Here is a 10,601-nt window from a genome sequence, read left to right as displayed (position 1 = left end):
GGGGCCGACACCTCGTCAACTGAACGAATCAGCTCTAGCCGGTGATATCGGGCCCGTCCCAGGGAGGGCAGGGACGGGAGGCTGTTCTGGTAAACGAGCGCTTGGGGCGGGAATTTACTGGGTTGAAACACTTGGTAGCAGGTTGGCGAATCAGCCGAAGCGACCCCGAACCCTGTGGCGAGGGAGCTTGCTCCCGCTGGACTGCGCAGCAGGCCCAAAACAGACGCCTCCATGAACCTGGAGGATCCGGGACTCAGGTTTCAGGGCCGCTTCGCGCCCCAGCGGGAGCAAGCTCCCTCGCCACAAAAGCCAGGGGCCGACGCCTCGTCAACTGAACGAATCAGCCCTGATACAAACCAAAGCTTTAAATCTATATGAGAATTACTATAAATTACGCGATTGAATCTGCCACTATCGTGCCATTGCCTTTCCCGGGCATGCCGAGTGGGCACAGGGATAGCTGGCGCAGCCATTGCGCACGGGAGTCATGTTGGAAAACTACTATCGCGAGCTGGTGTGTTTCCTGAACGCCAGGCTAGGCAACCGCCAGGCGGCCGAGGATGTGGTGCATGACGCCTATGTGCGGGTGCTGGAGCGCGCCAGCGACACGCCCATCGAACAGCCCCGGGCGTTCCTGTATCGCACGGCATTGAACCTGGTGATCGACGGGCATCGGCGCAATACCTTGCGCCAGGTCGAATCCCTGGAGGTGCTGGACAGCGAAGAGCGCTTCTTCACCCCGTCGCCCCAGACCAGCCTCGACCACGGCCAGCGCCTGGACATGCTCCAGCGTGCCCTGGCCGAGCTGCCACCGCTGTGCCGCGAGAGCTTCCTGCTGCGCAAGCTCGAAGGCCTGTCCCACCCGCAAATCGCCGAGCGCCTGGGCATTTCCCGGGCATTGGTGGAAAAACACATCGTCAACGCCATGAAGCACTGCCGCGTTCGCGTGCGGCAGTGGGACGCACATTAATCTGCCTACGCCGGTCGTCTCGCGGTAAATTTTTTTTCATTGTCCTCGTTCCTCTCAACACACGACTTGTTGGCCCCCTAAACGCTGGGCAGGTCACCCCAGGCTTTTCGCGCCCTGTTGAGGGCTTTTCCAGAGGACACTGGACATGACACAGGCAATTGCATCGCCCATCGTTCACGACTTGATCGGCATCGGTTTCGGCCCCTCGAACCTGGCGCTGGCCATCGCATTGCAGGAGCGCGGGCCGGTCCAGGGTGAACTGGACGTGCTGTTCCTCGACAAGCAGGCCGACTACCGCTGGCACGGCAACACCCTGGTGACCCAGAGCGAGTTGCAGATTTCCTTTCTCAAGGACCTGGTGACCCTGCGCAACCCCACCAGCCCGTATTCGTTCGTCAATTACCTCAAGCACCATGGCCGCCTGGTGGACTTCATCAACCTCGGCACCTTCTACCCGTGCCGCATGGAGTTCAATGACTACCTGCGCTGGGTGGCCGGGCATTTCACCGAACAGAGTCGCTATGGCGAAGAAGTGCTGCGCATCGAACCGCTGCTGCACAATCAGCAGGTCGAAGCCCTGCGGGTGATTTCCCGCGGCCGCCAGGGCGAAGAATTCGTACGTACCACCCGTTCGGTGGTGGTCAGTGCCGGTGGTACGCCGCGGATTCCCGAGGCGTTCAAGGTGTTCAAGGACGACGCGCGGGTGTTCCACCATTCCCAGTACCTGGAGCGCATGGCGGGCCAGCCGTGCGTGAAGGGCCAGCCGATGAAGATCGCGATCATCGGCGGTGGGCAAAGTGCGGCGGAGGCCTTCATCGACCTCAACGACAGCTTCCCTTCGGTGCAGGTCGACATGATCCTGCGCGGCTCGGCCCTCAAGCCGGCGGACGACAGCCCATTCGTCAACGAAGTGTTCTCGCCGGAGTTCACCGACCTGGTGTTCCAGCAACCCCACAGCGAGCGCGAGCGCCTGGTCAACGAGTACCACAACACCAACTATTCGGTGGTGGACATCGACCTGATCGAGCGCATCTACGGGATTTTCTATCGCCAGAAAGTCTCTGGCATCGCCCGTCATGCGTTCCGGACCCTCACTACGGTGGAGAAGGCCACGGCCACCGACGCCGGCGTGGAACTGGCGGTGCGCAACAACGCTACTGGCGAGTTGACCGTGCGCCGCTATGACGCCGTGGTGCTGGCCACAGGATACGAGCGGCAGATGCACCGCACCTTGCTGGAGCCGCTGGCGCAATACCTGGGGGATTTCGAGGTGGATCGCAACTACAAGCTGATCACCGACGAGCGCTGCAAGGCGGCGATCTACATGCAGGGCTTCTGCCAGGCCAGCCATGGCCTGAGCGATACCTTGCTGTCGATCCTGCCGGTGCGTGCCGATGAAATTGCCGGCTCGCTGTATGAGCACGGGAGCAATCGCGGGCAGGCGCGTCCGGTGCGCGATCAGTTGCTCGCCGCCGTATAGGCCCTGTGGGAGCGAGTCACTCGCAGGAAATCTATTAGCCAACGCAACCCTGTGGGGGCGAGCAAGCTCCCACAGGCCATAGGCCCGGTCTCTGGTCACTCGCAGGAAATTCTTCAGAAATTTCCTACACTCACTTCACAGCCTCCTGCTGTTTGACAGGCTCGGTTCGCTGTTCCCTCGTATTGGCAGTCTGAACCCCTCAGCCGGTCCACCCTGACTGTATGTGCAGTCGGTGTGAGCCGGGCCGACTACGCCAAGCGAAACACCCTGACCAGATGATGTTGCTTTTACGCACAGGCCTGGTGGCGCTGTTGCTGGGCTCATTGAGTGTGGTGCCACCAGTGGACGCGGCCCCCGAGGCGCTGCGAGTGCTCGGGCGCTCCAATGTGAGCGATTATTCGGTGTCCCTGGACGACGCCGACTGGACCTGGCTGCGCCAAAAGGGCACGTTGCAGTTGGGCGCCTCGGCGCCGGACTACGCGCCGTTCAGCATCACCGGCAATGGTCGCGACTATGAAGGCCTGACCGCCGATTATGCGCAATTGCTCGGGCAACTCCTTCACATCAAGGTGCAGGTCCAGCGCTACCCATCCCGTGCCGAATCGCTCCAGGCCCTGCGCGGCGGTGAGATCGATATGCTCGGCACCGCCAACGGCTTCGAAGCCAGCGACCCGGACCTGGCGATGTCCCAGGCCTATGCCGATGACCTGCCCACCCTCGTGGCCCGCATCAACGACAGCCAGGACTTGCCCAGCGACCTGGCGGGCAAGCGCGTGGCGATGCTGTATCACTACTTGCCGCCGGAGACGGTCGAGGCGTTTTACCCCGAAGCCTCCTTGCAGCTGTTCCCCTCGACCTTGAGCGCCATCGGTGCCGTGGCGTTTGGTCAGGCCGATGTTTATCTGGGGGACTCGATCAGTTCCAACTACCTGATCAGCAAGAATTACCTGAACAATATTCAACTGGCCGATTTTTCGCGCATGGAAGTGCAGCCGTTCGCCTTCGCGGTCAGCCGCGACAACGTGCGCCTGTTACGCATCATCAATGCCGCGCTGCAAGCCATCCCCGCCAGCGAACAGATGAGCATCCTGAGGCGCTGGAGCGCTGGCGGCGCGAGCATGCCGGGTCAGCAGGCGCTGCATTTCAGCGTCAAGGAGCAGCGCTGGCTGGATGCTCACCCACGGATCAAAGTCGCTGCCAACGAAAACTTCTTGCCGCTGACGTTCTTCGATGAACAAGGCCATTTGCACGGCATCGGCGCCGATGTGCTGGCGAGGATCAGTTTGCGCACCGGTTTGAAATTCGATGTGCAGCGTGGCGACTCGGTTGATGATTTGATCGGGCAGATCAAGAGCGGCAAGGTCGACGTCCTGGCGACCGCCATACCCAGCACCGAACTCGAAGACGAGTTGCGCTTTACCCGACCGTACCTGACGAATCCGTTCGTGCTGGTGGTGCCCGCGCGGGCCAAGGGGCCGCTAACCCTGGACCAGATGGCCGGCAAGCGCCTGGCGCTGGTGCGTGGCAACGTGTTGCGCGAGTTCCTGCTGGAGCAGTTCCCCCGCGTGCAGTTGGTGACGGCACAAAACACCGCCGATGCCATGGCCATGGTCGCCGCCGGCAGGGCGGACGCTGCGGTCAATCCGCTGATCAGCGCCCGCTACATGATCTCCCGCCAGTACCGCGACACGCTGCAGGTCACCAGTACCGTCGGCACCTTGCCCGCGCGCGTTGCGTTGGCGACGAACCGGGGCGCATTGGAGCTTTACTCGATTCTCGACAAGGCGCTGTTGAGCATTTCTCCCGAAGAGATGGACGAGCTGACCAACCGCTGGCGCAGTGAGGTAGTGATCGACGACAGTTACTGGCTGCGCAACCGCACCACGATTCTCCAGGGGTTCACCGTCGCTGCGCTGCTATTGCTGGTGACCTTGGGCTGGGTCATTTACTTGCGGCGCCTGCTGGAGCAATTGCGCGTCGCCAAGGAAAGCGCTGACGACGCCAACCGGGCCAAGACCACCTTCGTGGCGACCATGAGCCATGAGATCCGCACACCGATGAACGCGGTGATCGGCCTGCTGGAACTGGCCCTGAAAAAAGCCGACCAAGGCATCGTGGACCGGGTCGCCATCGAGGTCGCGTCGGGGGCCGCCCATGGCATGCTGGACTTGATCGGCGACATCCTCGACATCGCCCGCATCGAGTCGGGCAAGCTGTCGCTGGCGCCGCAACGGGCCAATCTGCACGAATTGACCGAGTCGGTGGCGCGGATTTTCGAGGGACTGGCTCGGCAGAAACACCTGCGCCTGCAACGGGTGCTGGACACCGGGGTCAACCATGACGTGTTGATCGACCCGTTGCGCTTCAAGCAGATCGTCTCGAACCTGTTGAGCAACGCCATCAAATTCACCGACCAAGGCGAGGTGCGCCTGAGTGTGCGCGGCGAGCCGGACATTGAACACGGGCGCCTGGGCATTTGCCTGCGAGTCGAGGACACCGGCTGCGGGATTTCGCCTGAGGACCAGCGCCGCCTCTTCAGCCCCTTTACCCAGGCCAGCCACACGACCCAGTCGGCCCGCAGCGGTTCCGGGCTGGGGCTGGTCATCAGCCGCACCTTGTGCGAAATGATGGGCGGCACCCTGACGTTGCGCAGCGTGACGGGGGCGGGCACGCAGGTCGAGATCCTGCTGGACCTGCCCCTGCTCGACGCCTTGCCGACCTCGCCGCCTGTCGAGGCTGAGGCGCTGGTGCCGGGCCCGGCGCTGAGTATCCTGGTGGTCGATGACTACCCGGCCAATCGCTTGCTGCTGTCCCAGCAACTGGCCTACCTGGGCCATCGTGTCCAGGAGGCGCAGAACGGTGTCGAAGGCCTGAACGCCTGGCGCAGCGAGCACTTCGATGTGGTCATCACCGATTGCAACATGCCCTTGATGAGCGGTTATGAACTCGCGCGGGCCATTCGCGACGAAGAGCATGCGCAAAACCTGTCGCCTGGGTTGATCCTGGGGTTCACGGCCAACGCCCAGCCTGAGGAAAAGGACCGCTGCGCCGAGGCCGGGATGGACGATTGCCTGTTCAAACCCATCAGCCTTCGGGCGCTCAATGCGTGCCTGGTTTCGGTCACGCCGGACGTGGGGGCGCCTCAGCCCGACGATGGCATCGACTTGACCAGCCTGGAACAACTGACCGGTGGCGACACGACCGCCATCAGGGCACTGCTGGAGGAACTGGTCAGCAGCAATGCCGACGATCAGGCGCGACTGTTGCACTTGTCCAGCCGACAAGACTTGCCGGGCCTGGCGGACCTGGCGCACCGGATCAAGGGTGGGGCGCGGATCGTCCAGGCGCAACGGCTGATCGCCGCCTGCGAGGCGCTGGAAAGCGCTTGTCGAGGCGGCGATACGTTGCTGCTCGCCCAAGCCGTGGAAGATATTCGCCAAGCCATCGAGCACGTGGCGGAGCAACTGAAGACCTAACAAGGGCTTCGTCTGGCTTCATTTTGGGAATAATCCTACATCGTCTTTCAAGCGCTTCCTCTAGCCTGACGGCCTTTAATGTTCTGAGCCGGTTTCTACCTGGCGCGTTGCTATTGGAAAGCTTGCCATGCCGAACAAAGCACTCCGTATCCTGATTGCCGACCCACACCATGCTCATCGAATCGTGCTGGAGCGCCTGTTCAATCAACAGGGCTATTTCCGGATTGTCCCCGTCAGCCATGTGCAAGAGTTGCTGACGCTGGTGGAGTACGGCAGCGAGCCCTTCGACCTGATCGTCGTCAATGCCGGGCTGACCAGCGGGGCGTTGGACTTGCACGATTTTGTTATCTATAACCCACAGGTTCGTCACGGGATGATTTACAACGCGCAACCGGCCAGCCTGTCGCCGGTGCCGGTCGCGCGCCGATCGAGCATGCACCTGAGCCAGGCGCCACTGCCTGACCTTGTCTCCCTGCGGCGCCTGATGGAGCAGGTCGACCCTCAAGCCCGTGAGTCGCTGCAACCGTGGACGCACGCCCTCAGGCAGGGCCATGGACGCTGAGAAAGACCGTTGGTCTGCACTGTCGGATCTGACAGGTGTCTGGGCCTGGCGCTTGTGCAAGAGTCCGGTGCAGTCATGGCGCCGGTGCCGTTTGTAATGACCTGGGGAATTGCCTTGAAAGACGTGTTGATCGTGGATGACCACCCTGTCATACGAGGGGCGCTGCGGCTTATTTGCCAGAATGAGGCGTTCACCCACATCCGAGACGCCAGCGGCGTGGCCGATGCCAGGGCCCTCATCAAGGAGTGCGTGCCAGACCTGGTGATCCTCGACCTGGTGATGAACGGTTTCGATGGCCTGGACCTGCTGGTCTGGATCATGGCCCAATTCCCTGAGTGCAGTGTGCTGGTGTTCACTTCCCAGGATGCGCAGCACTTCTGTAACCGCTGCATCTCGGCCGGGGCCCGGGGTTTTGTGACCAAGAAAAGCGACCTCAAGGAACTGACCAAGGCCATCCAGGCCTTGAAGTCCGGTTATGCCTATTTTCCGCAGATGTCCGTCAGGCTGGATTTTCAGCAGCGCAGCGAACAGCAGGCGCTGGAAAGCCTCTCCACCCGCGAGCTGTCCATCCTGCGCATGCTGGCCATGGGCATGCGCGGCAAGGACATCGCCGAAAGCCTGTTCCTGAGTCCAAAAACTGTCAGCACCTACAAGACTCGGTTGCTGGAAAAGCTTGGCCTGCAATCCTTGGTGGGGCTGTCGGAGTTTGCCAAGCGCAATCACCTTTGAATGACACCAGGCTTTTCAGTCGTTCTCTAAATAGAACGCTAAAGCCGATTTTTGCAGTCTAGTGCTGCAAAGGTGTCGGTTCTAAGCTGTGTCCATTGAATCGCAGTACCTGATTTTGGAGACACAGCATGAAAAACATCATCGGCCTCTACACCAGCCCACGGCCCCATTGGGTTGGCGATGGCTTCCAGGTTCGCACGCTGTTTTCCTACGACAACCTGGGCAAGCACGTCAGCCCGTTCTTGCTGCTGGACCACGCCGCCCCGACTGAATTCACGCCCACCACCGAGCGTCGTGGCGTCGGCCAGCACCCGCATCGCGGTTTCGAAACGGTGACCATCGTCTACCAGGGTGAACTGGAGCACCGAGACTCCACCGGTAGCGGCGGCAAGATCGGTCCCGGCGACGTGCAATGGATGACCGCCGCGTCCGGCATCATCCACGAAGAGTTCCACTCCGAAGCCTTCGCCCGGCAGGGCGGGTTCATGGAGATGGTCCAGTTGTGGGTCAACCTGCCTGCCAAGGACAAGATGGCCCCGGCCGGCTACCAGACACTGCTCAAAGGCGACATTCCGAACATTGCGCTGAAGGACGATGCCGGCAGCCTGCGGTTGATCGCCGGGCGCTTCGAGGGGCATCAAGGGCCCGCGAAGACTTTCACCCCCATCGACGTCTGGGACATTCGCTTGAAGGCCGGTAAAGACCTGGTCCTTGACCTGCATGAAGGCCACAACACCGCCCTGGTGGTGCTGCATGGCTCGGTCCAGGTCAATGGCCGCGAACGGGTCGAGGCCGGCCAGCTCGCGCTGTTCGACCGGGCTGGCGACCAATTGAGCCTGCAAGCCAATAACGATGCCGTTGTGCTGCTGCTCAGTGGCGAGCCGATCGACGAACCCATCGTTGGCCATGGCCCGTTCGTGATGAACAGCGAGCAGGAAATCCACCAGGCCTTCAACGATTTCCACTCGGGGCGTTTTGGCCGGATGGACGATTGAACGCGAAAACAACAGCCACGCCGCACTCACTGTGTGGGAGCTTGCTCGCGATAGCGGTCTAACAGTCCAGGCATCATTGACTGACGCACCGCAATCGCGAGCAAGCTCGCTCCCACATGGAGATCTGCGGGGATCTCTACAGTTTGGTCATTCTGTGCCAATCTTCGCCTCATTGATCTTTCTGGAGCCGTCCGATGCTGTCTCTGATCTCCGAGCACCCGCTGCTCTGTGCCCTGGCGCTGCTGGTGCTCGACATCCTGATATGGCGGCTGGTGAGTGCGGATCGGACCTACTGGAAAATCGGCGCGCGGCTGGTGATTTTTTCCTTGTTCAGCATGTTGCTGTTCAACGAGGGCCTCAACCCCATGGAGCCGGCGCAGTGGGTCGACGACGTGCCACGGCACCTGGCGGCCACCGGGCTGCAGATCGCCTGGTGGCTGCTCGCCGCGCGAACCCTGACGGTGATGATGGGCGCGGTGATGATGCAGCGGGTCGGTCACACCGGGCGCTTGTTGCAGGATTTGCTCGGCGCGGTGATTTTCCTGATCGCCGTCATCGCAGCGCTGGCCTATGTGCTGGACCTCCCAGTCAAGGGCGTGCTGGCGACGTCCGGGGCGATGGCGATCATCGTCGGCCTGGCCTTGCAGAGCACCCTCAGCGACGTGTTCTCCGGGATCGTGCTCAACACCACCAAGCCTTATCAGCTCGATGACTGGATTTCCATCGACGGCACCGAAGGCCGGGTCACCGACATTGACTGGCGGGCCACGCGGTTGCAGACCGCCCAGGGCAGCATGGCGGTGATCCCCAACTCACTCGCGGCCAAGGCCAAGGTCATCAACTTCAGTCGACCCAGCGATGTCCATGGGTTGTCCATCAGCGTCCAGGTCAGCCCTCACGCGCGGCCGCAAACCGTGATCGACGCGCTGGAGCGAGCGATGATCGGCTGTCGGACCTTGCTCGCCAACCCGGCACCCTGCGTGACGCTCAAAAGCAGCAGCAGTGACGGGGCGGAATACGAGATCAGCGGGTTCGTCGCCTCCAGGGCCCAGAAGCGCGAGGTGCGCAACCAGCTGTTCGACCTGGCGTTCCGGCATTTGCAGGCCTCGGGCGTGAGCCTGTTGTCCAACAGTGAAAGCGCCACCGCCAAGGATGCGTCGCGGCCTCGGGCGTTGCTGGAAAGCTCGAACATCTTCTCCACCTTGCGCCAGGACGAGAAAGATACCTTCAGCCAGAACATGACCCTGCAGACCTTCCGCGCCGGCGACATGATTTTGCCGGCGGGGGAGGTCAGCGATCATTTGTTCATCATTGAATCCGGCGTGGTCAGCGTGACCCTTGTGCGTAACGGCCAGCCATTCGAAGCCGGGCGCATGGGGCCGGGAGAGGTGATCGGCGAAGCCGGGATCGTTTCCGAACAGGCCGCGCTGGCGAGCTTTTCGGCCAAGACCTTCTGCACCCTTTATCGCATCGAGAACAGCTACCTCAAGCCTTGCCTCGACGCCCGTCACGACATCAACGACGCCATGAAAAACCTGCTGGACGTACGCATCCACCTCGCCCAGAACCTCACCCGCGAGCTACCCAAGCCCGTCGCCAAGAAGCGCTTCCTGCAGTGGCTGCGCAGCCGGGCCTGAACCTGCCCCGAAAACACCCCCTGTGGCGAGGGAGCTTGCTCCCGCTGGGTGGCGCAGCCGCCCCAAAATGGCCTACACCGTTCCCCAGGCAGACCGCGTCAGTCGGGTGACGACTGCTTCGCAGCCGAGCGGGAGCAAGCTCCCTCGCCACAACAGCCCCTATGATTGAATACCCTTGCACAGGCCAATATCCGCTCCAACCTGGCGGCCTCCCATTGGCCACCCGAACTTCCCAACAATTGGCTATTTGTACCGCGCCACTGCACGGCTAACGTAGCGCTACACCCCATTGTTCTGGAGCTCATCATGCAACCGCGTATCGATTTCTACACCGCTTCCCCAGACGCCTTCAAAGCCATGCTGGCCCTGGAAAATGCCGTCTCGAAACTGGGCCTGGAAAAGTCCCTGCTGGAGCTGGTCAAGCTGCGTTCCTCGCAAATCAACGGCTGCGCCTTCTGCATCGACATGCACACCGCCGATGCTCGTAAGGACGGCGAGACCGAACGTCGCCTCTACGCCGTGACCGCCTGGCGCGAAGCACCGTTCTTCACCGGCCGCGAGCGCGCCGCTCTGGCCTGGACCGAAGCCCTGACCCGCCTGAGCGACACCCACGCGCCGGACGCCGACTATGCCCTGCTGAGCGAGTATTTCAGCCCCAAGGAAATGGTCGACCTGACCGTGGCGATCAACGCCATCAATGGCTGGAACCGTTTGGCGGTGGGCTTTCGCAAGATGCCTGAGGCGTAAACCGG

The 10,601-nt window shown here is 61.9% G+C and carries 8 protein-coding genes; all 8 read left to right on the top strand.

The genetic code is table 11. From position 1 onward, the window contains the following. Positions 1-487: 487 nt before the first annotated feature. Positions 488-970 carry a sigma-70 family RNA polymerase sigma factor gene (locus BLO97_RS20330; RefSeq protein WP_058546861.1) on the top strand — a complete coding sequence of 161 codons (483 nt, stop codon included), beginning with the start codon at positions 488-490 and terminating at the stop codon, positions 968-970. Positions 971-1,115: 145 nt separating this feature from the next. Beyond that, the gene (locus BLO97_RS20325; RefSeq protein WP_092149209.1) at positions 1,116-2,450 is read left to right on the top strand and encodes a lysine N(6)-hydroxylase/L-ornithine N(5)-oxygenase family protein; all 1,335 of its coding nucleotides are present in this window, start codon (positions 1,116-1,118) and stop codon (positions 2,448-2,450) included. Positions 2,451-2,725: 275 nt separating this feature from the next. Further along, entirely contained in the window at positions 2,726-5,926 is a 3,201-nt protein-coding gene (locus BLO97_RS20320) for a transporter substrate-binding domain-containing protein (protein ID WP_092347675.1), read from the top strand. A 127-nt stretch (positions 5,927-6,053) separates the two neighbouring features. Continuing rightward, on the top strand, positions 6,054-6,488 hold the full coding sequence (locus BLO97_RS20315) for a response regulator (protein WP_092149215.1): 435 nt from the start codon (positions 6,054-6,056) through the stop codon (positions 6,486-6,488). Positions 6,489-6,563: 75 nt separating this feature from the next. Then, entirely contained in the window at positions 6,564-7,217 is a 654-nt protein-coding gene (locus tag BLO97_RS20310) for a response regulator transcription factor (protein ID WP_170845957.1), read from the top strand. A 128-nt stretch (positions 7,218-7,345) separates the two neighbouring features. Then, positions 7,346-8,212, top strand: a complete 867-nt coding sequence (locus tag BLO97_RS20305; protein ID WP_063320281.1) for a pirin family protein — start codon at positions 7,346-7,348, stop codon at positions 8,210-8,212. Between the two features lie 194 nt (positions 8,213-8,406). Continuing rightward, positions 8,407-9,849: a mechanosensitive ion channel family protein gene (locus BLO97_RS20300; RefSeq protein ID WP_092149218.1), complete on the top strand. Its 1,443-nt coding sequence runs from the start codon at positions 8,407-8,409 to the stop codon at positions 9,847-9,849. 306 nt (positions 9,850-10,155) lie between these two features. Then, positions 10,156-10,596: a carboxymuconolactone decarboxylase family protein gene (locus tag BLO97_RS20295; protein WP_092149221.1), complete on the top strand. Its 441-nt coding sequence runs from the start codon at positions 10,156-10,158 to the stop codon at positions 10,594-10,596. Positions 10,597-10,601 lie beyond the last annotated feature (5 nt).

Origin of the sequence: Pseudomonas sp. NFACC05-1 (genome assembly GCF_900100135.1) — a bacterium.
Lineage (GTDB): Bacteria > Pseudomonadota > Gammaproteobacteria > Pseudomonadales > Pseudomonadaceae > Aquipseudomonas > Aquipseudomonas fluorescens_Q.
The sequence above is the reverse complement of the archived record's forward strand: the minus strand, read 5'-3'. Positions and strand labels throughout refer to the sequence as shown.